Annotated in this window: 24 protein-coding genes; 18 read left to right on the plus strand and 6 right to left on the minus strand. The window is 60.5% G+C overall.

Going from position 1 to position 22,642, the window contains the following annotated elements; genetic code table 11:
• Positions 1–3: 3 nt before the first annotated feature.
• Both rsfS and rlmH read left to right on the plus strand, forming a co-directional pair.
• Positions 4–372, plus strand: coding sequence for a ribosome silencing factor (gene rsfS / locus AADW22_RS03040; protein ID WP_005851034.1), 369 nt, complete (start codon positions 4–6; stop codon positions 370–372).
• A 21-nt stretch (positions 373–393) separates the two neighbouring features.
• Positions 394–864 carry a 23S rRNA (pseudouridine(1915)-N(3))-methyltransferase RlmH gene (rlmH, locus tag AADW22_RS03045; RefSeq protein WP_009825853.1) on the plus strand — a complete coding sequence of 157 codons (471 nt, stop codon included), beginning with the start codon at positions 394–396 and terminating at the stop codon, positions 862–864.
• A gap of 35 nt (positions 865–899) precedes the next feature.
• Here rlmH and AADW22_RS03050 read toward each other — a convergent pair whose 3' ends face one another.
• Positions 900–1,256: a hypothetical protein gene (locus tag AADW22_RS03050; protein ID WP_064216286.1), complete on the minus strand. Its 357-nt coding sequence runs from the start codon at positions 1,254–1,256 to the stop codon at positions 900–902.
• A 33-nt stretch (positions 1,257–1,289) separates the two neighbouring features.
• A complete protein-coding gene (locus AADW22_RS03055; RefSeq protein WP_037954554.1) occupies positions 1,290–1,991 on the minus strand; it encodes a DUF599 domain-containing protein in 702 nt (233 codons plus the stop codon).
• An 81-nt stretch (positions 1,992–2,072) separates the two neighbouring features.
• Between AADW22_RS03055 and AADW22_RS03060 the strand changes: the two genes are divergently transcribed.
• The 7 genes from AADW22_RS03060 (at position 2,073) to AADW22_RS03090 (ending at position 9,381) form a co-directional block, all read left to right on the plus strand.
• Complete coding sequence (locus tag AADW22_RS03060) at positions 2,073–3,521, plus strand: FAD-linked oxidase C-terminal domain-containing protein (protein ID WP_407474236.1); 1,449 nt, start codon at positions 2,073–2,075, stop codon at positions 3,519–3,521.
• A gap of 60 nt (positions 3,522–3,581) precedes the next feature.
• The gene (locus AADW22_RS03065; RefSeq protein ID WP_407474237.1) at positions 3,582–4,700 is read left to right on the plus strand and encodes an FAD-binding protein; all 1,119 of its coding nucleotides are present in this window, start codon (positions 3,582–3,584) and stop codon (positions 4,698–4,700) included.
• Positions 4,697–5,062, plus strand: a complete 366-nt coding sequence (locus AADW22_RS03070; protein WP_037943001.1) for a hypothetical protein — start codon at positions 4,697–4,699, stop codon at positions 5,060–5,062. Before AADW22_RS03065 ends, AADW22_RS03070 begins: the two co-directional genes overlap by 4 nt.
• 45 nt (positions 5,063–5,107) lie before the next feature.
• Positions 5,108–6,499: a glycolate oxidase subunit GlcF gene (glcF, locus tag AADW22_RS03075; RefSeq protein WP_407474238.1), complete on the plus strand. Its 1,392-nt coding sequence runs from the start codon at positions 5,108–5,110 to the stop codon at positions 6,497–6,499.
• A 106-nt stretch (positions 6,500–6,605) separates the two neighbouring features.
• The gene (locus AADW22_RS03080; RefSeq protein ID WP_037944884.1) at positions 6,606–7,394 is read left to right on the plus strand and encodes a serine protease; all 789 of its coding nucleotides are present in this window, start codon (positions 6,606–6,608) and stop codon (positions 7,392–7,394) included.
• Between the two features lie 156 nt (positions 7,395–7,550).
• A complete protein-coding gene (locus tag AADW22_RS03085; RefSeq protein WP_317937539.1) occupies positions 7,551–8,021 on the plus strand; it encodes an Hsp20 family protein in 471 nt (156 codons plus the stop codon).
• 139 nt (positions 8,022–8,160) lie between these two features.
• Complete coding sequence (locus tag AADW22_RS03090) at positions 8,161–9,381, plus strand: PLP-dependent aminotransferase family protein (protein WP_407474239.1); 1,221 nt, start codon at positions 8,161–8,163, stop codon at positions 9,379–9,381.
• Between the two features lie 60 nt (positions 9,382–9,441).
• On the opposite strand, the gene AADW22_RS03095 is transcribed toward AADW22_RS03090, so the two are convergent.
• A complete protein-coding gene (locus tag AADW22_RS03095; protein WP_260004617.1) occupies positions 9,442–10,917 on the minus strand; it encodes an NAD-dependent succinate-semialdehyde dehydrogenase in 1,476 nt (491 codons plus the stop codon).
• 94 nt (positions 10,918–11,011) lie between these two features.
• Here AADW22_RS03095 and AADW22_RS03100 point away from each other — a divergent pair, with 94 nt between their 5' ends.
• The 5 genes from AADW22_RS03100 (at position 11,012) to AADW22_RS03120 (ending at position 15,390) form a co-directional block, all read left to right on the plus strand.
• Positions 11,012–11,803 carry an alpha/beta hydrolase gene (locus AADW22_RS03100; protein ID WP_180828596.1) on the plus strand — a complete coding sequence of 264 codons (792 nt, stop codon included), beginning with the start codon at positions 11,012–11,014 and terminating at the stop codon, positions 11,801–11,803.
• 120 nt (positions 11,804–11,923) lie between these two features.
• Positions 11,924–13,147 (plus strand): aminopeptidase P family protein, encoded by a 1,224-nt coding sequence (locus AADW22_RS03105; RefSeq protein WP_407474240.1) that lies wholly within the window; start codon positions 11,924–11,926, stop codon positions 13,145–13,147.
• 216 nt (positions 13,148–13,363) lie between these two features.
• Complete coding sequence (locus tag AADW22_RS03110; RefSeq protein ID WP_132997477.1) at positions 13,364–14,449, plus strand: histidine kinase dimerization/phosphoacceptor domain -containing protein; 1,086 nt, start codon at positions 13,364–13,366, stop codon at positions 14,447–14,449.
• Positions 14,450–14,484: 35 nt separating this feature from the next.
• Positions 14,485–14,751, plus strand: coding sequence for a hypothetical protein (locus AADW22_RS03115; protein WP_005851057.1), 267 nt, complete (start codon positions 14,485–14,487; stop codon positions 14,749–14,751).
• A 12-nt stretch (positions 14,752–14,763) separates the two neighbouring features.
• The gene (locus tag AADW22_RS03120) at positions 14,764–15,390 is read left to right on the plus strand and encodes a DUF1523 family protein (protein ID WP_005851059.1); all 627 of its coding nucleotides are present in this window, start codon (positions 14,764–14,766) and stop codon (positions 15,388–15,390) included.
• A 54-nt stretch (positions 15,391–15,444) separates the two neighbouring features.
• Here AADW22_RS03120 and AADW22_RS03125 read toward each other — a convergent pair whose 3' ends face one another.
• Together AADW22_RS03125 and AADW22_RS03130 are read right to left on the minus strand one after the other, a co-directional pair.
• The gene (locus tag AADW22_RS03125; RefSeq protein WP_005851062.1) at positions 15,445–15,825 is read right to left on the minus strand and encodes a histidine triad nucleotide-binding protein; all 381 of its coding nucleotides are present in this window, start codon (positions 15,823–15,825) and stop codon (positions 15,445–15,447) included.
• Positions 15,826–15,834: 9 nt separating this feature from the next.
• On the minus strand, positions 15,835–17,412 hold the full coding sequence (locus AADW22_RS03130; RefSeq protein ID WP_407474241.1) for a DUF5928 domain-containing protein: 1,578 nt from the start codon (positions 17,410–17,412) through the stop codon (positions 15,835–15,837).
• A 158-nt stretch (positions 17,413–17,570) separates the two neighbouring features.
• Between AADW22_RS03130 and AADW22_RS03135 the strand changes: the two genes are divergently transcribed.
• The 4 genes from AADW22_RS03135 to AADW22_RS03150 all read left to right on the plus strand — a co-directional run bounded on the left by AADW22_RS03135 (position 17,571) and on the right by AADW22_RS03150 (position 21,154).
• On the plus strand, positions 17,571–18,389 hold the full coding sequence (locus tag AADW22_RS03135; protein WP_037943017.1) for a sulfotransferase family protein: 819 nt from the start codon (positions 17,571–17,573) through the stop codon (positions 18,387–18,389).
• Positions 18,390–18,483: 94 nt separating this feature from the next.
• Entirely contained in the window at positions 18,484–18,972 is a 489-nt protein-coding gene (gene smpB, locus AADW22_RS03140; RefSeq protein WP_009825868.1) for an SsrA-binding protein SmpB, read from the plus strand.
• A 143-nt stretch (positions 18,973–19,115) separates the two neighbouring features.
• Positions 19,116–19,970, plus strand: a complete 855-nt coding sequence (gene sseA / locus AADW22_RS03145) for a 3-mercaptopyruvate sulfurtransferase (RefSeq protein ID WP_407474242.1) — start codon at positions 19,116–19,118, stop codon at positions 19,968–19,970.
• On the plus strand, positions 19,970–21,154 hold the full coding sequence (locus AADW22_RS03150; RefSeq protein ID WP_407474243.1) for an aromatic amino acid transaminase: 1,185 nt from the start codon (positions 19,970–19,972) through the stop codon (positions 21,152–21,154). Before sseA ends, AADW22_RS03150 begins: the two co-directional genes overlap by 1 nt.
• 162 nt (positions 21,155–21,316) lie before the next feature.
• On the opposite strand, the gene AADW22_RS03155 is transcribed toward AADW22_RS03150, so the two are convergent.
• Positions 21,317–22,618, minus strand: a complete 1,302-nt coding sequence (locus AADW22_RS03155; protein ID WP_407474244.1) for an ammonium transporter — start codon at positions 22,616–22,618, stop codon at positions 21,317–21,319.
• Positions 22,619–22,642 lie beyond the last annotated feature (24 nt).

The raw sequence follows: 22,642 nt of genomic DNA on the forward strand, positions 1-22,642 counted from the left end.
CTGATGACTGCTGAACAAAACACAGCCACAAGCGACGCTCTGCTGGCTTCAATCCTTTCCCAACTTGACGACGACAAAGCCGAAGAAGTTGTGCAGATCGATCTGCGCGGCAAAACGGCGATTGGCGACTATATGGTTGTGTGCTCCGGCCGGTCTTCGCGTCAGGTTTCGGCAATCGCCGAAAAGCTGGCCCAGATGGTCAAGGACGACTATGGCCGTTCGCCCAAGGTCGAAGGCAAGGAAACAGGCGACTGGGTGCTGATCGACACAGGCGATGTGATCGTTCACGTGTTCCGTCCGGAAGTCCGCGAATTCTACCAGCTGGAGAAGATGTGGATGACCACAGAAGCCCCAGCCGTGATGCCGCATTAAGCTGCCTTTCAGGCAGGGTTCATGCGTGTTCACATCTGTGCGGTCGGGCGTTTGCGCGCCGGACCGGAAAAAGACCTCATTGATGATTATCTGAATCGGTTCGATCGAACCGGTCGCGCGCTGGGCCTAGGGCCCGCGCGCGTGATCGAGGTTGAGGATAAGAAAAATGGCGGTATGCCCGCCGAAGCCGCGTTGCTGCGCCGTGCCATTCCTGCGGGGTCGTTGATCTGCGTGATGGACGAACGAGGAAAGGTCGAAACCTCACCGGATTTCGCCAACCGTCTAGGGGGCTGGCGCGATCAGGGGCGGGGGGATCTGTGCTTTGTCATCGGCGGCGCAGATGGCATCGACAAAGAGCTACGCCGCGAGGCGGATCATGCGCTGTCATTCGGCAAGATGGTCTGGCCGCACATGCTGGTGCGCGTCATGCTGGCAGAACAGCTGTATCGCGCCGCCTCGATCCTGTCGGGCGGCCCATACCACCGCGTATAAATCCGCCAGCTCTGGGGTCCGGCAGGGCCCAAACCTTACTTGATCTGGACCTTCTTGATCTCCTTCCCCCAACCGGACTGCGTATCGCGGGCCTGAATGCCGACCTCTGTCGTGCCTGCGGGCAGCTCAACGCCGGACAGGGAACGGGTTAGCGGTTGTTCGTCCACGTGGGGGTGGATCAATTCGCGGATTGCCAGCTGGTTGCCATCGGCATCCAGAATGCGCCACGCGTCCGAAAAGTGGTCCCAGCCGGTATCATTATGGCTGATCGTCACGTCGAATTTATAAAGGCCGCCCTCTTTCGACACGCGCACCGAGTTGATGGAGGTCGGGTCAGCCGCAGCGACCTGTGCTGCAACCAGCAGCGGAATGGAAAGGATCAATTTGTACATGAATACACCAATGTCTGAAAACAGACATATAGACTAGCCTTGCTCATTTTCCAATAGAATGCGCCGTGACAGTGACGTGAACTCGCGCCGCCAGATGATGATGACGGTGACCATAGCGGCGATGGTGAGGGGGATCGGGCCGACGATCCAGCCCAGACTGGCCAGCGCAAAATAAAGCGATCGCAACCCCCGATTGAAACTGCGCGCGGCGGTGATGTTGATCTCTGCCGCCTTGGACGCCAGCGGGGGGGCGCGGCGGTCCTCGGGGTCATTTGGGACGGCGGCCATGAGCACCGAACAATAGCCAAACAGCCGGTTTGACCAGACGAATTTCAGAAAGCCGTTGGTCAGAAAGAACAGTGGCAGCAGCATTTTGAATTCCCACACCACGGTGGGCAGCTCGGTCAGGGCAAGGTCTTCGACCACCGTGGACAGACGCTCGCTGTTGCCCAAAAGCGCCAATGTCCCGCCCAAAGCGATCATGCTGGTAGAGGCGAAGAAAGCCGTGCTTTGCCGCAGGGTGCTGATCATCTGCGAATCGAAGATACGCGGCTGACGGGTGATCATCTGGGTCATCCATTCGCGCCGGTATTGCGCCATGATCAGCGACACAGAGGGTTTCGCGGGGTTCGGATGTTCGATGCGCCAGCCAATGGCCAGCCAGGCGCAAAAGATTATCGCCAACGCGGCATAATCCAGCGGTTGAAACAGGGCGATGCGGTCCATCCAAGTCATGCTAAGCTGCATACGCCGACGGGTTCTATGTTGCCAATGTCTTTAATTGGTCATATTATTTTACCAAACTGGAGGTTCGCCATGGAAATGCCCATTCCCAGCCAAGCCGTGATCGCGCGCAAGACGCGCGTGGTTGATCGGCTGCGTCAGGTTTTGCCGGCTGATGCTGTCATCTCGGATGAACGCGAGACGCGGGCCTATGAATGTGACGCGCTGACCGCCTATAAATGTGCGCCGATGGTGGCGGTGTTGCCCTATACCACACAGCAGGTGTCGGACGTGTTGCGCATCTGCCACGAAGAGGGCGTGCCCGTCGTGCCGCGCGGGTCCGGTACGTCGCTGGCGGGGGGCGCGCTGCCCACGGCGGACTGCGCGATCCTTGGCGTGGCGCGTATGAACGAGGTGATCGAAACCGATTACCCCAACCGCATCATCAAGGTGCAAACCGGGCGTACCAACCTGAGCGTCACAGGCGCGGTCGAGGAAGACGGCTTCTTTTACGCGCCCGACCCTTCAAGCCAGCTGGCCTGTGCCATCGCGGGCAATATCGCGATGAATTCGGGCGGGGCGCATTGTCTGAAATACGGGGTGACGACCAACAACCTCATGGGCGTTACGATGGTCTTGATGGATGGCGAGGTGATCGAGGTCGGCGGCGCGCATCTGGATGCGGGCGGGCTGGACCTGCTGGGGCTGATCTGCGGCTCTGAAGGGCAGCTGGGGGTCGTCACCGAAGCCACGCTGCGCATCCTGCACAAACCCGAAGGTGCGCGGCCCGTGTTGATCGGGTTCGACGACAACGAGGTCGCGGGGGAATGTGTCTCTGACATCATCAAGGCGGGTGTTTTGCCCGTCGCCATCGAATTCATGGACCGCCCCTGTATCGAAGCGACGGAAGCCTTCGCCAAGGCTGGTTATCCCATGTGCGAGGCATTGCTGATCATCGAGGTCGAAGGCTCCGACGCGGAGATTGACCACCAGTTGGGTCTGATTTCCGACATCGCGCAGCGGCACAGTCCGGTGGAGCTGCGGCAATCCAAATCCGCAGAGGAAAGCGCCAAGATCTGGCTGGGTCGGAAATCGGCCTTTGGCGCGATGGGGCAGATCAACGACTACATGTGTCTGGATGGCACCATCCCTGTGTCCTCGCTGCCCTTCGTGCTCAAACGCATCAAGGAACTCAGCGATCAGTTCGGGCTGAAGGTCGGCAATGTGTTCCATGCAGGCGACGGTAATATGCACCCGTTGATCCTGTTTGATGCCAACAAACCGGGCGATCTGGAACTGTGCGAGGAATTCGGGGCCGAGATCCTCAAGCTCTGCGTCGAAGTGGGTGGCTGTCTGACCGGCGAACATGGCGTCGGGATCGAGAAACGCGATCTGATGCATGTGCAATACGCCCCCGACGATCTGGAGGCGCAGATGGCGGTGAAGGATGTGTTCGACCCCGCATGGCTGCTGAACCCCGCCAAGGTCTTTCCGCTGGACGCGTCAGAGACACGCCGCGCCGTGGCGCTGGCGGCGGAATAACCCGCGCCAGATTAACTGCTGATCTTCAACAGATCACACGCACGACGAAGGAGCCGAGATATGGCCATCACATCCGAAGAGGCACTGGTCGAAGCGGTCAAAGGTGCCGCTGGCCCGATCTCGGTTCAGGGGGGCGGCACGCGCGGCCTGCCCGCGACAGGTCAGATCATGCGCGTCGCGGGGCTGCAGGGGATCACGCTGTATGAACCCGGTGCGCTGACGCTGGTCGCGAAACCCGGCACCCCCGTGGCCGAGATCGAAGAGGCGCTGGCCGCCGAAAACCAGCGTCTCGCGTTCGAACCGATGGACCATCGCGGACTATTGGGCACCAGCGGCACGCCGACGATCGGTGGGGTGATGGCAGGCAATATCAGCGGGCCGCGGCGGATCTCGGTCGGGGCGGCGCGGGACTTTCTGCTGGGGGTGCGCTTTGTCGACGGGCGCGGTGCCGTGGTCAAGAACGGCGGGCGCGTGATGAAGAATGTCACCGGCTATGATCTGGTCAAGCTGATGGCGGGGTCTTACGGCACTTTGGGTGTGCTGAGCGAGGTATCGATGAAGGTGCTGCCACGCCCTGAAACGCAGGCGACCTTGGTGTTGCACGGGCTGGACGATGGGGCCGCTGTGGCTGCGATGGCCCGCGCCCTTGGCAGCCCGTTCGAGGTGACAGGTGCCGCCCATGACCCTGCCACCCGCGAAACCGCACTGCGCATCGAAGGGTTCGAGGCATCGGTCAGCTACCGTCTGAGCCAGCTTCAATCGTTGCTCGCCGGCGCGGGGGCAGAGGTCGAGCAACGCGATGCAGCGGCGACGCAGGCGCTTTGGTCCGGCATCCGTGATGTGGCGGCGTTTCACGAGGGGCAGGGTGATGTGTGGCGCGTGTCGTGCAAACCCTCTGACGCGCCGGGGATCGCGGCGCGGTCGGGGGCAGAGCGCTGGACCTATGACTGGGCGGGCGGGCTGATCTGGCTGCGTAGCGCCGCGGGCCATGATCTGCGCGCGGCCATCGGGCCGATGGATGGGCATGCAACGCTGGTGCGGGCTGATGCGCAGAGCAAGGCGCGCTTGGGCGTGTTCCACCCCGAACCCGCCGGTGTGGCGCGGCTGACAGCGGCCCTGCGGGCGCAGTTCGATCCCAAGGGCATCTTCAACGCGGGCCAGCTGGACCGCGCGGCATGAGTTTGCTTGCGGTCTTCCTTGTCGTCTTTATCGGCGGGCCGTTGGTGTTCCGCCTCTTGACCCGTGGCAAGCCTGATCGGCGCAGCCTACGTGCGCTGGTGCTCTTGGCTTTTCTCTGTGCCGTGGCGGGGATGGCGATACGCTATGGCGTTGCGCAGTATTGGGGCGAAAACCTGCTCGCGTCGATGGGGGCGATTGCCTGTATCTGGCTGGGCTGGATCGCCGTTCTGGCCTTTGTCGCGCAGGTGTTGCGCCGCGCCTATCCCGGCCCCGTCACGCAGCGCTGGACCAATGTGCTGGGGATCTTGGCCACCACGCTGCCCTGGTTCGGCCTGATCTGGGCCAGCACCGTCGCCGCTTAACTCTTTACCTCGTCAGGGTCTCGTGCCCGCAATGCCGGAGCTTTCATGCAAACCACATTCACCGCAGAACAGTTGAAAAACCCCGCGACGGCGCGCAGCAACGAGATTCTGCGCGCCTGTGTGCATTGCGGCTTTTGCACCGCCACATGCCCCACGTATCAGGTGTTGGGTGATGAATTGGATAGCCCGCGCGGGCGTATCTATCTGATCAAGGACATGCTCGAAAACGACCGCGATCCGGATGAAAAGACGGTCAAACACATCGACCGCTGCCTGTCCTGTCTGGCGTGTATGACGACCTGCCCCTCGGGCGTGCACTATATGCATCTGGTGGATCACGCCCGCGATTACATCGAAAAACGCTACAAACGGCCCTTCAGCGACCGTGCCCTGCGGTGGATTCTGGCGCGTATCCTGCCCTATCCGACGCGGTTCCGGTTGGCACTTCTGGGGGCGAAGATCGGGCGGCCCTTCGCGCGGTTGATGCCCGACGCGCGGTTGCGTGCGATGATCGAGATGGCCCCCAAGACGATCCCTCCGGTCAGCCGCAACGACGACCCGCAGAGCTTCCCGGCGCAGGGGGCACCGCGCAAACGGGTGGCGCTGATGACGGGCTGTGCGCAAAAGGCGCTGAACACCGACATCAACGACGCCACCATCCGCCTGCTGACACGGCAGGGCTGCGAAGTGGTCGTCGCCGAAGGCGCGGGCTGCTGCGGGGCGCTGACCCATCACATGGGCAAAACCAGCGAAAGCCACGCCACCGCGGCGCGCAACATCAAGGCATGGTGCGCCGAGATGGACGGGCAGGGGTTGGACGCCATCGTCATCAACACCTCGGGCTGTGGCACCACGGTGAAAGACTACGGCCATATGTTCCGCAATGACCCGCTGGCGGCGGATGCGGCGCGGGTGTCGGCGATCGCCAAGGATGTATCCGAGGTGCTGCACGATCTTGCGGGGGACGCAGACCCTGTCGCCATGCCCAACCCCGCCAAGGGGGATATCGCGGGCATCGATGCGCCTAAGGCCCCCACGCCTGCCCATCACGGCCTGACCGTGGCCTATCATGCCGCTTGTTCCCTGCAACACGGCCAGCAGATCAAAAGCTACCCCAAGGATTTGCTGAAACGCGCAGGCTTTACCGTGGTCGAGCCTGCGGATTCACACCTGTGCTGCGGGTCGGCGGGGACGTATAACCTGATGCAGCCCGAAATCTCTAAGCAGTTGAAAGACCGGAAGGTCAGAACCCTGCAGGCCAAGAACCCCGATGTGATCGCGGCGGGCAACATCGGCTGCATGATGCAGATCGGATCGGCGGCGGGCGTGCCCGTGGTGCACACGGTAGAGTTGCTGGATTGGGCGTCGGGTGGGCCGAAGCCTCCGGCGTTGTCGCAAGAAAAAGGCACAAACTTGCAGATTCCTCGCCTCCGCTAGGGGTTTCGCCGCATTTTCGCCTTATCTCGCGGCTAGGAGAGGCTAAAGACCAGACCTCACCGAAGTAGGAGCGATATCCGTGCGCCGTTGGGTAGCCATCTCTATCATGTGCCTGACCGTCGCGACGGCTGGGCTTGCTCAGGATGCGCGGCTGCGCAGGCTGGACACGGGAGTGGATGCCGGCGCGTGGGAAGCCGTGGGCCGTCTGGATATCGGCGGTAAGGGGTTTTGCACCGGCGCGTTGATCGCGCCCCGTCTGGTGCTGACGGCGGCGCATTGTCTGTACGACAGGGAAAGCAAGCAGCGCATTGATCATGGCGAGGTAGAATTCCTTGCCGGTTGGCGCAACGGGCGGGCGGGGGCCTATCGCAATGTGCGCCGTGCGGTGGTGCATCCCGATTATGTCTACGACGGCGTCGTATCCTCGGACCGTGTGCGCAACGATCTGGCCCTGCTCGAACTTGACCGGCCGATCCGCAATACCACGATCAAACCCTTCGATACCGCCCGCCGTCCGCGCCGTGGCGACCAGTTAGGGGTGGTGAGCTATGCCAAAGACCGGTCAGAGGCACCGTCCCTGCAAGAGGTCTGCAGCGTGCTGGCCCGCCAAGAAGGCGTGCTGGTGACCACATGCTCCGTTGATTTCGGGGCCAGTGGTGCGCCGATCTTTACCTTTGAAAACGGGGTGCCGCAGATTGTGTCTGTCGTATCCGCCAAGGCCCATGTCGAGGACAAGGAAGTGTCTCTTGGTACCGCGCTTGGCGCGCCGCTGGCCCGGCTTCAGGCGGATCTGGTGGCAGGCAAGGGGGTGTTCCAAGGCGGAGGTGTTGTCAGCAAGCGCATCACGTCAGAGGATCGCCGCCGCACCACCGGCGCGAAATTCGTCAAACCCTGACCTTGTCATCGGGGTGATTTTGTCCCCTTGAAACGCGATTTACCCATCCCCACATGCATGTCACCGGAACGCCTGTTGAGGGTTCCGGCAGACAACCCAGGGTCTGTCCATGGTGGAAGGCCTGAATGATTATCGCTCAAACGAGGATGAATACCTATGCGTAGTTTTGATTTTGCACCGCTGCACCGTTCGACTGTCGGCTTTGACCAGATTGCCAATCTGATGGATCGCGTGATGGCCAACGACGCACCGCAGCCAAGCTATCCCCCTTACAACATCGAAAAACTGAACGATGATTCCTATCGTATCAGCATCGCCGTCGCCGGCTTTACCGAAGGCGACCTGAGCGTTGAAGTCCGTGAAAAATCGCTGATCGTCTCGGCGCGCAAAGCTGATGAGGATACGGACAAAACCTATCTGCATCGTGGCATCGCGACCCGCGCGTTCGAACGCCGCTTCCATCTGGCGGATCACGTGCAAGTGACCGGCGCGGCCCATGCCGATGGTATGCTGCACATCGATCTGGAACGTCAGGTGCCCGAAGCGCTGAAGCCGCGCCAGATCCAGATCGCGCGTGCGCCAAAGGCGATTGAAAAGGATGTGGTTGACGCGAACACCGTTAACTAAGCGACACCTCAGTGACAGACGAAGCCCGGTGCATTTGCGCCGGGCTTTTTTGTGCGCGCATGGGGGCTAGGTCACAGTTGTTGACTTAAAATAGCGCAGTGGGCACAGTGCCCCGATCCAGTCGGGGGAGGAACGCCGGATGTCACTGCAGGAAATATTTGCCACACGCGCCAATCGCATGAAGGCGTCGGAAATTCGCGAGCTGCTCAAGCTGTTGGACCAGCCGGATATCATCTCTTTCGCGGGTGGTATTCCTGACCCTGATCTGTTTCCAAAAACGGCGTTTCAGGACGCTTTTGCCGAGGCGCTGAACGGGCCGATGGCGGCGCAGGGGTTGCAGTATTCCACCAGCGAGGGGCACAAACCTTTGCGCGTCTGGATTGCCGCGCAGATGCAGGCGATCGGTATTCCCGCGACGCCGGACAACATCCTGATCACCTCGGGCTCGCAGCAGGCGCTGGATTATCTGGGCAAGCTGTTCTTGTCGCCGGGGGATACCGCGCTGGTGGGATGGCCGACCTATCTGGGGGCTTTGGGCGCCTTTAACGCCTACGAGCCGCGCTACGACAAGCTGGACCCGCTGAGCAACCGCAGTGGCGCGGATTATACCGCCGCCGCGAAAGAGGCAGGCGGCGCGGCCAAGTTCGCCTATCTTTCCGTTGATTTTGCCAATCCGACAGGGGCCACCGTCAGCCGCGCCGCGCGCGAGCGGGTGATTGATCTGGCCGAGGAAATGGACATCGCCGTGATCGAAGACGCGGCCTATCAGTCGCTGCGCTTTGACGGCGACGCGATCCCGCCGATCCTCGCGCTTGAGGCCGAACGCCGGAACGGTGATCTGGAAGCCTGTCGGACGATCTATTGCGGCAGCTTTTCGAAAACACTGTCGCCCGGGCTGCGTGTGGGCTGGGTCTGCGCCGCGATGCCGGTGATCTCGCAACTTGTGTTGATGAAACAGGCGGCGGATCTGCACAGTGCCACATTGAACCAGATTGCCGTGGCCTCGGTCGCGGAGCAGCATTTCGACAGCCACATCGACACGATCCGAAGCGCCTACCGTGCCCGTCGCGATGCTATGCTGGAAGCGCTGCAGGCGCATATGCCCGATGGGGTGAGCTGGACCAAACCCGAAGGCGGCATGTTCATCTGGGTGACACTGCCCGACACGCTGGACGGGGCCGATCTGCTGAAACAATCGCTGGAAAGCGAACGGGTCGCCTTTGTACCGGGGCACGCGTTTTTCGCGGACGGGTCGGGGCGCAATACATTGCGGCTCAGCTACTCCACGTCGACCGAAGGCAAGATCGCGGAAGGGATCGCGCGCTTGGGCCAGTTGATCACCCGCGCGCTGAACGGCTGATACGAAAAGGGGCGGCAGGATGATCCCGCCGCCCGTTTCTAATCCCAGATGATCCGCAGGTCAGACCGACATGCAGATGTATTTCATCTCAAGGTAATCCTCGATCCCGTGGTGGCTGCCTTCGCGGCCAAGACCGGACTGCTTGACGCCGCCAAACGGCGCGACCTCGGTCGAGATGATGCCCGTGTTCACACCCACGATGCCATATTCCAGCGCCTCTGCGACCTTGTACACGCGGCTCAGGTCTTTGGCGTAGAAGTAGGACGCAAGACCAAAGATCGTGTCATTCGCCATCTCGATCACGTCGTCTTCGTTGTCGAACTTGAACAGCGGGGCGAGCGGGCCGAAGGTTTCCTCTTTCGAGACTTTCATATCCTGCGTCACACCGGTGATGATGGTCGGCGCGAGGAAGTTGCCGTCCATCTTCTCTTCTTTGCTGCCCAGCAGGATTTCGGCACCTTTCGACACCGCGTCCTCGACATGTTCTTTCACCTTCTCGGAGGCATCGCCGTTGATCAGCGGCCCCAGCTCTACGCCGTCTTCAAAGCCGTCGCCGACCTTCATCTTTTCGACGCGGGCTTTCAGCTTTTCAGCGAAGGCGTCATAAACACCGGCCTGCACGTAGATGCGGTTCGCGCAAACACAGGTCTGGCCGTTGTTGCGGAACTTGCACAGGATCGCGCCTTCGACAGCGGCGTCCAGATCGGCGTCGTCAAAGACGATGAACGGCGCGTTGCCCCCCAGCTCCATCGAGCATTTCATGACCTGATCGGCAGCCTGTTTCAGCAGGATGCGGCCCACTTCGGTTGATCCGGTAAAGGTCAGTTTACGCACTGCGGGGTTTTCGCAGAACTCCTTGCCCACGGCAGAAGAAGAGGACGACGGCAGCACGTTGAACACGCCTGCGGGGATGCCCGCGCGTTCGGCCAGCACACCCATCACGATTGCCGACAGCGGTGTTTCCGCAGCGGGGCGCGCCACGAAGGCGCAGCCAGCGGCCAGCGCGGGCGCGGCCTTGCGGGTGATCATCGCGTTGGGGAAGTTCCAGGGCGTGATCGACGCGGCCACGCCGATGGGCTGCTTGATCACGGTGATCCGCTTGTCGCGCTGGTGGCCGGGGATGGTCTCGCCGTAGACGCGTTTGGCCTCTTCGCCGAAGAATTCGATGAAGGACGCGCCATAGGCGATTTCGCCTTTGGCCTCGCCCAGAGGCTTGCCCTGTTCAGCGGTCAGGATGGCCCCTAGATCGTCTTGGTTTTCCATCATCAGGTCGAACCATTTGCGCATGACGCCGGCCCGTTCCTTGCCAGTCCAGCTGGCCCATTCCTTCTGTGCCTTTTCCGCCTGGGCGATGGCACCGGCCACCTGCGCACGGCTGAGGTTGGCGACCTTGGCAATCACATCGCCGCGGGCGGGGTTCACCACATCAAAGGTGCCATCGTCGCCATCCACCCATTCGCCACCGATATAGGCGCGGGTCTCTAGCAGGCTTGGATCCTTGAGCATTGATTTCAGGTCAGTCTTTGCGTCAGTCATTTTGATCTCTCCGCTTTTGTCTGTGGTTACCCAAAGCAACAAACGCTATGATTGTCTAGTTCCAGTTCGTATCGGGACGCTGACGGAGGACCACATGCAGCTAGACGACGCCTATGCCAACGCCGCTTATATCGATAACGCAGAGGCATATCCGCCCCGCTGGAAAGACGCCGCAGCGGCATTCCGCAAGAAGCTGGGGTTTCGTGCGCAAAAGAATATCTCTTACGGGCCGACCGACCGCGAAGTCTATGATCTGTTTGAACCCGAAGGCGTGTCGCGGGGCACGGTGATCTTTGTTCACGGTGGCTATTGGAAAGCGTTTGCTCCTGCCGATTGGTCCCATCTGGCGGCTGGCCCTCTGGCGCGCGGCTATGCGGTTGCGATGGTCGGCTATGACCTGTGCCCCGATGTGCGGATCAGCCAGATCACCGGACAAGTCGCTCGCGCCATTTCCGAGATCGCCAAACGCACCCAAGGTGCGCTGGCGCTTGTCGGCCATTCCGCAGGGGGGCAGCAGGTTGCCCGCATGACCGACCCGCTGATCCTGTCCGGCGATGTCCGCGACCGGATCGAGAATATCGTGTCCATCTCGCCCGTGGCAGACCTGATGCCGCTGTTGCAGACCTCTATGAACGACATTCTTCAGTTGGACGAAGCCGAAGCGACGGCGGAAAGCCCCGTGAACATGACGCCGCCCCATGGGGTGAACGTCACGATCTGGGTCGGGGCCGATGAGCGCCCCGCCTTTCTGGAGCAGGCCGAGCAATTCTCGCGCGTGTGGGGAGCCAAGCAGTTCGTCGTCGAGGGGCGGCACCACTTTGACATTATCGATCTGCTGGAAGACCCCGACAGCGATATGGTGAAAGCGCTGCTTGGCATAAAGTGAGCCTTGATCGGGCCGCGCAAATCGGCGAGACAGGGGGTGGGTTGGGACGATGGCGTCGTCCTGCATTTCACGGCCCTTGCGTCCTGCACGCCGGGACCTTTCTGAGAAGGAGGGTCTGATATGACCAATACATCCAAAACCGCCCGTCCCGATATGTACCGTTTCCATAACGGCACGAAGTCTCCGCTGCCGTTTGACACCGCTGAATACGAAGCGCGTCTGGAAGAGCTGCGCGAACGGATGGATTCGGCCGGTGCGACGGCGGCGGTCTTCACCTCAATGCACAATATCGCCTATTATTCGGGCTTTCTGTATTGCGCCTTTGGCCGCCCCTATGGGCTGGTGGTGACCGAGACAGACTGTGTGACGATCTCCGCAGGCATCGACGCCGGTCAGCCGTGGCGCCGAAGCTTTTGCGACAACATCACCTACACCGACTGGCAGCGCGACAATTACTGGCGCGCCGTCGCCTCGGTTACGGGCAAGGGCGCGGTGATCGGCTATGAAGGGGACCACCTGACGCTAATGCAGCGCGACAAGCTGGAAGATTTCCTTGAGCCGGTGGTGATGATCGACCTGTTCGAGACGACCATGCGCCAGCGGATGCACAAGTCTCCGGCAGAGATTGCGTTGATCCGTCAGGCCGCTCAGGTTGCTGATGTAGGCGGCTATGCGATCCGCGATGCGGTCAAGATCGGCGCGCGCGAGATCGACATCGCAATGGCAGGCCGCGATGCGATGGAGCTTGAAATCGCCAAGCGGTTCCCCGACGCCGAATACCGCGACACCTGGGTGTGGTTCCAATCCGGCATCAACACCGATGGTGCGCATAATCCGGTCACTGCACGGCAGCTGGAGCGCGGCGATATCCTGTCGCTGAACACCTTTCCGATGATCTCGGCCTATTACGTGGCGCTGGAACGCACCATGTTCGCCGGAGAGGTGGACCCCGCTAGCCTGAAAATCTGGGAGGCCAATGTCGCCGCCCATGAATACGGGATGAGCCTGCTGAAGCCCGGTGTCAGCTGCGCCGATGTGACCCACAAGATCAACGCCTTCCTTGAAGAGCGTGATCTGCTGCAATACCGCACCTTTGGCTATGGTCATTCGTTCGGCGTGCTGTCGCATTTCTATGGCCGCGAAGCAGGGCTGGAGCTGCGCGAGGACATCGACACGGTGCTTGAACCCGGCATGGTCATCTCGATGGAGCCGATGCTGACCCTTCCCGAAGGTCAACCCGGCGCGGGCGGCTACCGCGAACATGATATTCTGGTGATCACAGAAGACGGTAACGACAATATCACCGGCTATCCTTATGGCCCTGATTTCAACGTCGTAGGCTGATTGCGCTGCCCCCTTTACGGGGGGCAAACGCCCTTTTGGCGGTTGGGGGTGACCGCGAGTACAAACAGGGAATATGGCTTGACGTACCCTGTCACGTCGATATCTTGACGCATCGCTGTCGCGGGATGGGGGTGTCAGGCCATATCCGTGCCTATCGTCTGCATCCTTAGTCTTGGTTAAAAGTGCTTTCCGCACGCTGTTTCGTGAGTGTTCCCGATGAAAGCATCTTTGATAGAACAAGAAGAAATGCGCCTCGCGTTGCTGCGGGGATATAATATTCTGGATACCGCCCCCGAAGAAGGATTCGATGACATCACGCGCCTCGCGGCAGAGATTTGCGAGGTGCCGATCGCGCTGATCTCTTTGGTGGATGAAGACCGCCAGTGGTTCAAATCCAAGGTCGGGCTTGAAATTGACGGTAGCGACATCACCGACAGTATTTGCGCCCATGCCATCGCGGGCGATGACTACCTAGAGGTGAACGACACCACCGCCGATCCGCGCACCGCTGACAATAATTTCGTCACCGGCGAGGATTCGATCCGGTTCTATGCCGGTGCCTTGCTGGAGGATGACAAGAATCTGCCGCTCGGGACGCTCTGCGTGCTGGATAAGAAACCGCATCAGCTGAATGATTTTCAGCGTCGCGCGCTCAAGGTGCTGGCGGGGCAGGCGATGCGCCAGATCGAGCTGCGCAAGGCACTGGCCGATGCCGAGGTGCTGCGCAAAGAGGTCGACCACCGCGTGAAAAACTCGCTCCAGTCCCTGGAGGCATTGATCCGCATCCAGATCCGCAGCGAAAAATCCCCCGAAGCCCGCGCCGCGCTGGACACCATTCAGGGCCGCCTGTCGACCATCAGTAGCCTGCATGAAGCGTTGTACCTGACTGAAACCGGTGCCGCGGTGGATATCGCAGCCTTCCTGAAGAAGGTCGCCCATTCCACCAGTGAACAATTGCCCGACGGGGTGCAGGTGAACATAGAGGTTGATCAGGCGCATCTGTCGTCCCGCTCTGCGTCATCGGTGGGGATGATCGTGAACGAGGCGATGACCAACGCTGCGAAATACGCCTACGAGGGCCGCAAGCGCGGGACACTCGACCTGCGCGGCGAACGCAAGGGCGGCTTCTACCACCTCAGCTGCATTGACGACGGCCCCGGTATTCCCAAAGATCGGACCACGGGCACGGGGCTCGGCATGCGCATCCTGCTTGCCGCCGCCCAACAATTGGGCGGAGAGCTGGAAACGCCAGAGCGTGAAAGCGGCGGCGAGATCAAGATCGTCTGGCCCGTCACCGACTGACACCCGGCCCGGGGCACAAGAGAGGCGCAGGGATTATGCTGGCTTTGTTAAGGTTGATCGTCATCGGGTTCGTCGTTCTAACGATCATCTATATCGCCCTGTCGATCTATTCGCGTCGGGTACGGCGCGGCAAGCTTTACCAGAAGTGGGCGGACGGGCCGCGTCTTGTGGATCGCGACATTTTCGTGCAACGAGGGCTCAAACGATATGACGGGTCGATCCGTCGCAAGCTGATCCTTGGGGTCTATATTGTCCCGGTGGGGCTGGTCATCCTGACCGTCTACCTCACTAACTTTAACTAAGGGGTAACGCCGATGGCGATCATCAAATGGACCTTCTGGGGTGTGATCTGGCTGATCATTGCCGCGTTCTTTCACTATACGCTGCCTCAGGTCGATATCGTACGGATCACCGACACCTATGAAAAGCGCATCGACTTTGGCGAGAACTCGATCTTCTGGTCACATGCGGATGTGGGCAACAGCACCGCCTTGGGCAACCGCGATGTTTTCTTCATCCAGACGCGTCGGGCCAAAGGCGACGTCATGGTTTACCGCAACGAGGATACCGGCTGGGGCTGGCCGCCGTATTTCAAGTTCGACACGACCAACCTGCAGGCCGAGGCATCTGATCTGAAATCCGCCGCCGGTACGCCGCAGTATGTCGCGGTCAAGCATTACGGCTGGCGCAACGAGTTCCTGTCGATCTTCCCCAACGCGGTGTCCGTGCGCGTGGTGGACGGGCCGGATGCGAGCAAGGGAATCCCGTTCCTGAATATCATCATCCTGATCCTGTTTGCCGCGGTGGTCTATGCGATCTGGGTCCGCTGGCGTCGGTTCAAACGCGCGCGCATCGATCCGACGTTAGAGCGGCTGGAAGATGACATCGCCGAAAAGCAGGGCCGTTTCGCGCGCTGGCGGGCGGGTCGTAAGAACAAATAAGCGCGGCGCAAGATCACGCCGCGCCTTTTGCGCACTGATTGATGTCGTGACGGGTTAGCTGGGGCGCGCCACCATGCGCCCCATGGGCCGACCGCCCAGAATATGCACATGCAGGTGCGGGACTTCCTGAACCCCGTGCGCGCCAGCATTGGCGATCATACGAAACCCTTCGCCCGCGTCCAATGTGACACCTTCGGCTTTGCAGACTTCCGAGATGGCGCGCACATAGCCGACGATTTCGGCATCGCTTGCCTCTGCCGCGAAGTGGTCAAAGCTGATGTAGGGGCCCTTGGGGATCACCAGCACATGCGTCGGCGCTTGGGGTTCGATATCGCGAAAGGCAAGCGCGTGGTCGGATTCATAAACGGTGTTGTTCGGGATTTCGCCGCGCAGGATTTTGGCAAAGATGTTCTGGTCGTCGTAGCTGTAAGCCATGGGATGTCCTTAATCGGTGAAAAGATAATGTGTGTCGGCAATGGGCTGCGCCTGTTCCGGAGAGATGCGCAGGAAAGCGGCCAGCGCCTCGGCATTGTCCTGCGCCGAGGCTGTTTCGCGCATCCGGGCGTAGTTTTCAAACTGCGCGTCGCGGATGCGGTCGGATTCAAGGGTCAGGTCGTTCCGGATGGTGGGCAGCAGCCGTTCCAGCGTGTCAGCCGAGGTGCGTTCGCCCGCCAGCCCCACGCGCATGGCGTGGCCGATCAGGTAGTCATCCGAGAACTGGCATTCGATCTCGAGGACCCGTGTCATCGACCGGTCAGAGGCAAAGTCGTTCAGCAGGTCGATATCGCCGGGGTCCATGCAGACGATCAGCCGGTCGGCCTCGTAATAGTCGAACAGCATCCGCATCAGGGACCGCCGGTGGCGGGTGCGCTTGCCCAGACTGTTCTGGATGCCGCCAAGATCGGGCAGGGGGGTGTCCTGTTCGCTGAAAAGATATTCGATCGCGGGCAGGTTGGTGACCTGACGCATCTGCTCTAGCACGCGTTTGGCGACATGCCACTTTTTGCACACGACAATCAGCAGCTCGCGCTCGCGCCCCAGCGTGCTCTCCGTCTCCCAGAAACGGGTAGAGAACCGCCGCCCGATCCGGCCCCGACCGGTCAGGAGCTTGAACAGGTTACGCCCTTCGTTGCTGATCTGCAGTTCGACATCTTTGGCCGAATAGAGCAACCCCAACCGGCGCTTGAGGTCCGTTGCCTCGCTGCTGATCTTGCGTGCGAACAGATAGTCTTGGGCCAGCAGCAGATCGTAGTGGTCGTTATAGAAGGTCACCGGCATGCCGTAGTCGGTAAACATCAGGAACGTCAGCGTGCGCGCACGAATTTCATTGTCGGGCACGATATGGCGCACGATGGTCTGAAAAAACGTCTCGTCCGGAATCCAGGTGGTCCTGAAAAACCGCATCACGTCTTTGCGCTTGCGGGTGAAGGCCATCACCGCCTCTATGGTCTGGCGGCGCAGGCACCACCACTGGCTGCCGATCTGGATTTGCAGGTCCGCAGGAATGTCGCGCGTCAGGCCAAGGCGTTTCTGCAGCTCGAACATGCCGTAGAACCGCTTTTTCTGGGTGCGCTCGTTGAACCAGTGACGGTAGATTAGCCGCTCTTCCTTCCAGCCGGTCTTGATCCAGTCGCTTTCGAAGTAGTCAAAACTTTCGATAAAATCGACGTCGTTATCATCAAGGTAGTCGTGGATGTATTCGGCGGATTTGATTGCCATGCAATCGCCCGACAGCATGTAGAAGTGTGTGGCACGCGGAAAGGCATCAATCGCGCTTTCGACGGCGTTCAGCGTCGCCTGTACCAGCGACCATTCTCCCCAACCGCAGCGGATGCGTTTGCTTGCGAAGGTCACATTGGGGTTCTTGCCAAGCGCTTGGGTGATCTGTGCGAAATCGGTCGGGCTGGCCGAGGCGTCAAAGTGGATCGACATGTAGTCGCCAGACGCCGTCAATCTCTCCGCCTGCTTGATGATTGCAACGGGGTCTTTGTGACACAAAAGGATATAGGCAATTCTGGCCATCGCGAAACACGCATCCCCTCTGCTCTGGACGAGTTTGTTAGATAAAGGCGAACAGCGATTGAATAAACCGCGAATATTTGCTTTTTCTATATTTCAGGCCATTCTGTCGCCATAAATGGCAGCATAAGTGCGAAAAAATTTAGGAGGCAGAGCCGATTATGGGTTTCCCAGGGACATGGATGACAGAAAGCGAAAGCGTGGTCTACCGCGTGGTGCCCAAATGCGCCTGTTCGACCATCGGGCAGATCATGTTCTATTCGGACCATGGCGAATTCTTTGACGGCGACATCCATGACGCGAAATCGGGCATGCACAAATGGGCGCATGACGACTCTCAGCCGCTGATCACGCGCAATGTGGAAAACCACAAATCCTACGCTTTCACCTGCGTGCGCAATCCATATACCCGCATCCTCAGCTCTTTCTTCGACAAGATCTGCGGCATCCAGCGCAATGGCCGGCGGTATCGCGGCAATCTGGTGCCGCTGCTTGTGCAAAAATATGGGATCGAGGTCGGCGGCGATGACGGCAAGCAAGAGTTTGACCAGATCGCCAGCTTCCGCCGCTTCCTGCTGTTTGCCCGTGACACCATTCGCTGGCGTCGCCCGATGGACCCGGACATCCACTGGTCCGCGCAATCGGGGCATGTCAGCACGTTCATCGTGAACGGCGGCACCTATGACAAGATCATCTGGACAGAGAAGTTCAACGACGGCATGCAAAGCGTGCTGGATGCCATCGACACGCCCCATGCGGTGAACCTGTCCGACATTCCGCGGTTTAACGAATCCGAAGGCCACGGACCCAAGCGCGCCCACCCGGTAGAGGATTACTTCGACGATCTGTCGATGCATCTGATGCGCGAGATCTTCAAAAAGGATTTCGAGCTGTTCAAATACGATTTCGACAATCCGGCAAACAAGATGCCCACGGGCGAGATCGACCTTGCCGAGGTGCACGCCAAGCTGGGCGACTAAGCGGGCAGGGCCGGCGCGCCCCGCCTGATGGTCCATGCGGTTATGCCCGCTGCGGCATCTTGCGCGCAGGGCCGCAACGCCCTACATCCTTGGCATGTCACAGGTTAAATCATCTTCCAAATCCGACCCGAACTACAAGGTCATCGCCGAAAACCGCCGCGCGCGGTTCGATTACGCGATCGACGATGATGTCGAATGCGGCATCATCCTTGAAGGGTCCGAGGTCAAATCCCTGCGCAACGGCGGTGCCAATATCGCCGAAAGCTACGCCGCCGTGGAAGATGGCGAGCTGTGGTTGGTGAACTCCTACGTCGCGCCTTACACGCAGGCCAAGACCTTCACCCACGAGGAACGCCGCCGCCGCAAGCTCTTGGTGTCCAAGAAGGAACTGTCGAACCTGTGGAATGAAACCCAACGCAAAGGCATGACGCTGGTCCCGATGGTGATGTATTTCAATCACCGTGGTATGGCCAAGATCAAGATCGGCATCGCCAAGGGTAAAAAGCTGCACGATAAACGGGAAACCGCCGCCAAGCGCGACTGGTCCCGCCAAAAGCAGCGTCTGCTGAAAGACCACGGCTGACGCCCCGTCCCGCTCTTGGGGCCTGAACGGAACACAATATGCCCATTTCCGGCCTGTGCTGCATGTGCACAGTCGCGGGCTCTTGCTTGCGGGGGCCGTCGCGGGTAGGCATTGAAAAACCTGTTCTAAAAGGGGGTGGACCCATGGCTGACAACCCGAAAACGCTTGTTTCAACCGATTGGCTGGCGCAGCACCTCAAGGATCCCGACCTGCGTCTGCTGGACGCGTCATGGTATTTGCCCGATGCAGGACGCGACCCCAAAGCCGAATATAATCAGGCGCATATCCCCGGCGCCCGCTTTTTCGACATCGACGAAATCTCGGATGGGCGGTCGGATATGCCGCATATGGCCCCGCCTGCTGAAAAGTTCATGTCGCGGATGCGCGGTATGGGTGTGGGCGACGGGCATCAGGTGGTGGTCTATGACGGGGCCGGCTTGCTGTCGGCTGCGCGTGTGTGGTGGCTGTTCCGTCTGATGGGGCAGGAAAATGTCGCCGTGCTGGATGGGGGCCTGCCCAAATGGGTCGCCGAAGGTCGCCCCACCGAAGACATGCCCCCGATCCCCCGCGACCGCCACATGACCGTGCGGTTCCAGAACCAACTGGTACGTGATGTGACTCAGGTCGCTCAGGCGTCCAAGCTCAAGGCACCGCAGATCGTTGATGCCCGCGCAGCAGCCCGCTTTCGCGGCGACGCGCCCGAACCCCGCGAAGGCCTGCGCGCTGGCCACATCCCCGGGTCGCGCAACCTGCCCTACACAGAGCTGTTGAACGACGACAAAACACTGAAATCCGTAGCCGAGACCAAAGCGGCTTTTGAAGCGGCGGGCATTGACCTGTCGCACCCTGTGATCACGACCTGCGGGTCCGGCATCACCGCGGCGATACTCGCGCTGGCACTGGAACGGATGGGCCATACCGATTGGTCCCTTTACGATGGATCTTGGGCAGAATGGGGGATGTTCCCCACCGTGCCCGTTGCGACCGGAGACGCATAATGTTCGAAACCCTACAGGCGCAGCCCGCCGATAAAATCCTTGCCTTGATGCAGATGTACAAGGATGACCCCCGCGAGACCAAGATCGACCTTGGCGTGGGCGTGTACAAGGATGCAACGGGGCTGACGCCCGTCATGCGCGCGGTCAAGGCGGCTGAACACCAACTGTGGGAAGCCCAGACCAGCAAGGCCTATACCGGTCTGGCGGGCGATCCTGCCTTTGGCGATGCGATGGTGCAGATGGTGCTTGGCGATGCGGTCCCCCGCGCACAGGTCGCCGCCGCCGCGACCCCGGGCGGGACCGGGGCGATCCGTCAGGCGTTCGAGCTGATCCAGATGGCGCGCCCGCAGGCGCGGGTGTTTGTGTCGAACCCGACATGGCCGAACCATCTGTCGATCCTTAAATATCTGGGGATGGAGATGGTCCCCTACCGCTATTTCGACGATGAAACCCGTGGCGTTGATTTTGACGGCATGATCGCCGACCTCAAGACCGCGCAAAAAGGCGATGTGGTCCTGCTGCACGGCTGCTGCCACAACCCGACAGGGGCCAACCTGAACGCCGCCGAATGGGACGCGGTGATCAAAGTGTTGCAAGACACCGGTGCCACCCCGATGATCGATATCGCCTACCAGGGCTTTGGCGACGGGCTTGACGCGGATGCGGCGGCCACGCGCAAGGTCGCGGCGGCGGTGCCGGAATGTCTGATCGCGGCAAGCTGCTCCAAGAACTTCGGGATTTACCGCGAACGCACCGGTATCCTGATGGCGCTGTCGGCAGACACCTCGGCGCAAAAGCTGAACCAGGGCACGCTGGCCTTTCTCAACCGCCAGAACTTCAGCTTCCCGCCCGATCACGGGGCCCGCATCGTCACCACCATCCTGAACGATGACGTCTTGCGCAGCGACTGGATGGCCGAGCTCGAAGACATCCGCAACACCATGCTGGGCCTGCGCAGCCAGCTCGCGGGCGAACTTCAGCGTCTCTCCGGCTCTGACCGTTTTGGATTCCTTGCCGAACACCGCGGCATGTTCTCGCGCCTCGGAACCTCGTCTGACATGGTCGACAAGCTGCGCGAAGACCACGGTATTTATATGGTGGGTGACAGCCGCATGAACATCGCGGGGCTGAACGCCGAAACCGTGCCGATCCTCGCCAAGGCGATCATCGAGGTCGGCATCTAACCCGCCGCTTCACCCTTTCAAAAATACTCAAACCGCCGCGCTGGCATCTGGCGCGGCGGTTTTGTTTGGGCGCATTGCCAGCCCTGCCCAGCATAACACGCGCGCAGCAAAAAGCCCGGGCGCGAACGCCCGGGCCTCTGCCTGCCTGCAGGAGTTTAGACCTTAGCTCTTGGAGAACTCAGGGTAGGCTTCCATGCCCAGTTCGGACACGTCCAGACCAGCGATCTCGGCTTCTTCGCTGACGCGGATGCCGGTGGTGGCTTTCAGGATCATCCACACAATCAGCGACACGATGAAGACAAAGGCACCGATTGAGGCAAAGCCGATGATCTGTGTCACAAAGGATGTGCCGTCGGTGTAGACGGGAACAACCAGCGTGCCCCAGAAGCCTGCGATCAGGTGAACCGGGATCGCACCGACCACGTCATCGATCTTGAGCTTGTCGAGGAAGGGCACCGCGAAGACCACGATCGCACCGCCCACAGCACCGATCCAGAGCGCACCGAAGAGCGTCGGGTCAAGCGGGCCAGCTGTGATAGAGACCAGACCGGCCAGCGCGCCGTTCAGCACCATTGTCAGGTCGGGCTTTTTGTACAGCAACTGGGTCAGGACCAGCGCGGCGATGGCACCAGCCGCAGCAGCCATGTTGGTGTTGGCAAAGATCTGCGCAACAGCATCGGCATCGATCATCGACCCCATCGCCAATTGCGAGCCGCCGTTGAAGCCGAACCAACCCAGCCACAGGATAAACGTGCCCAAAGTGGCGAGCGGCAGGTTCGAACCCTGCATCGGGATCACACGACCGTCTTTATATTTGCCGATACGGGGGCCAAGCACCAGCGCACCTGCCAGAGCCGCAAAGCCGCCCGCGGCGTGGACCAGAGTGGAACCCGCAAAGTCGCTGAAGCCCGCCTCAGACAACCAGCCTGCGCCCCACTGCCAGCTTGCTTCGATCGGATAGATAAAGCCGGTCAGTACGATGGTGAAGATCAGGAAGGGCCACAGTTTGATACGCTCGGCCAATGTGCCCGAAACGATGGATGCGGTGGTCGCGCAGAACATCAGCTGGAAGAAGAAATCCGACGCGTTGGAATAGCCGCCCGCGTCAATCGCCGTCTTGATGTCCTTGGTTGCAAAAGTGCCGAACACGCCGGGGATGATCCACGCGTCGCCGGGGTACATGATGTTATAGCCGACCAGCCAGTAGAGAATGGCGGCCAATGCGAAAAGCGCGATGTTCTTGGTCAGCTGGGTGGTCACGTTCTTGGACCGCACCAGACCGGCTTCGAGCATGGCAAAACCCGCCGCCATCCAGAACACCAGGAAGCCGCCGATCAGGAACAGGATCGTGTTGAAAATGAAAGCAGTGTCAGCCGCGGTTGCATATTCGGCCTCCTGCGCGAAACCCAAGGACGGCAGCAGCGTCGCTGCGGCGGCAAGGGGAATAAGAAGTCGTGATGTCATGTCGTCAATTCCTCGGACGTGGGG

Source organism: Sulfitobacter sp. PM12, from assembly GCF_045586035.1.
Classification (GTDB): domain Bacteria; phylum Pseudomonadota; class Alphaproteobacteria; order Rhodobacterales; family Rhodobacteraceae; genus Sulfitobacter; species Sulfitobacter pontiacus.

Bases quoted from the DNA above. Each gene is read 5' to 3' on its own strand.
- AADW22_RS03125 (WP_005851062.1), bottom strand. From the start codon at position 15,825: ATGGCTTACAGCTACGACGACCAGAACATCTTTGCCAAAATCCTGCGC.
- smpB (WP_009825868.1), top strand. From the start codon at position 18,484: ATGTCACAGGTTAAATCATCTTCCAAATCCGACCCGAACTACAAGGTC.
- AADW22_RS03105 (WP_407474240.1), top strand. From the start codon at position 11,924: ATGACCAATACATCCAAAACCGCCCGTCCCGATATGTACCGTTTCCAT.
- AADW22_RS03130 (WP_407474241.1), bottom strand. From the start codon at position 17,412: ATGGCCAGAATTGCCTATATCCTTTTGTGTCACAAAGACCCCGTTGCA.
- AADW22_RS03100 (WP_180828596.1), top strand. From the start codon at position 11,012: ATGCAGCTAGACGACGCCTATGCCAACGCCGCTTATATCGATAACGCA.
- AADW22_RS03090 (WP_407474239.1), top strand. From the start codon at position 8,161: ATGTCACTGCAGGAAATATTTGCCACACGCGCCAATCGCATGAAGGCG.
- AADW22_RS03155 (WP_407474244.1), bottom strand. From the start codon at position 22,618: ATGACATCACGACTTCTTATTCCCCTTGCCGCCGCAGCGACGCTGCTG.
- AADW22_RS03070 (WP_037943001.1), top strand. From the start codon at position 4,697: ATGAGTTTGCTTGCGGTCTTCCTTGTCGTCTTTATCGGCGGGCCGTTG.
- AADW22_RS03050 (WP_064216286.1), bottom strand. From the start codon at position 1,256: ATGTACAAATTGATCCTTTCCATTCCGCTGCTGGTTGCAGCACAGGTC.
- AADW22_RS03085 (WP_317937539.1), top strand. From the start codon at position 7,551: ATGCGTAGTTTTGATTTTGCACCGCTGCACCGTTCGACTGTCGGCTTT.
- sseA (WP_407474242.1), top strand. From the start codon at position 19,116: ATGGCTGACAACCCGAAAACGCTTGTTTCAACCGATTGGCTGGCGCAG.
- AADW22_RS03080 (WP_037944884.1), top strand. From the start codon at position 6,606: ATGTGCCTGACCGTCGCGACGGCTGGGCTTGCTCAGGATGCGCGGCTG.
- AADW22_RS03065 (WP_407474237.1), top strand. From the start codon at position 3,582: ATGGCCATCACATCCGAAGAGGCACTGGTCGAAGCGGTCAAAGGTGCC.
- glcF (WP_407474238.1), top strand. From the start codon at position 5,108: ATGCAAACCACATTCACCGCAGAACAGTTGAAAAACCCCGCGACGGCG.
- AADW22_RS03150 (WP_407474243.1), top strand. From the start codon at position 19,970: ATGTTCGAAACCCTACAGGCGCAGCCCGCCGATAAAATCCTTGCCTTG.
- AADW22_RS03055 (WP_037954554.1), bottom strand. From the start codon at position 1,991: ATGACTTGGATGGACCGCATCGCCCTGTTTCAACCGCTGGATTATGCC.
- AADW22_RS03115 (WP_005851057.1), top strand. From the start codon at position 14,485: ATGCTGGCTTTGTTAAGGTTGATCGTCATCGGGTTCGTCGTTCTAACG.
- AADW22_RS03060 (WP_407474236.1), top strand. From the start codon at position 2,073: ATGGAAATGCCCATTCCCAGCCAAGCCGTGATCGCGCGCAAGACGCGC.
- AADW22_RS03110 (WP_132997477.1), top strand. From the start codon at position 13,364: ATGAAAGCATCTTTGATAGAACAAGAAGAAATGCGCCTCGCGTTGCTG.
- AADW22_RS03120 (WP_005851059.1), top strand. From the start codon at position 14,764: ATGGCGATCATCAAATGGACCTTCTGGGGTGTGATCTGGCTGATCATT.
- AADW22_RS03135 (WP_037943017.1), top strand. From the start codon at position 17,571: ATGGGTTTCCCAGGGACATGGATGACAGAAAGCGAAAGCGTGGTCTAC.
- AADW22_RS03095 (WP_260004617.1), bottom strand. From the start codon at position 10,917: ATGACTGACGCAAAGACTGACCTGAAATCAATGCTCAAGGATCCAAGC.
- rlmH (WP_009825853.1), top strand. From the start codon at position 394: ATGCGTGTTCACATCTGTGCGGTCGGGCGTTTGCGCGCCGGACCGGAA.
- rsfS (WP_005851034.1), top strand. From the start codon at position 4: ATGACTGCTGAACAAAACACAGCCACAAGCGACGCTCTGCTGGCTTCA.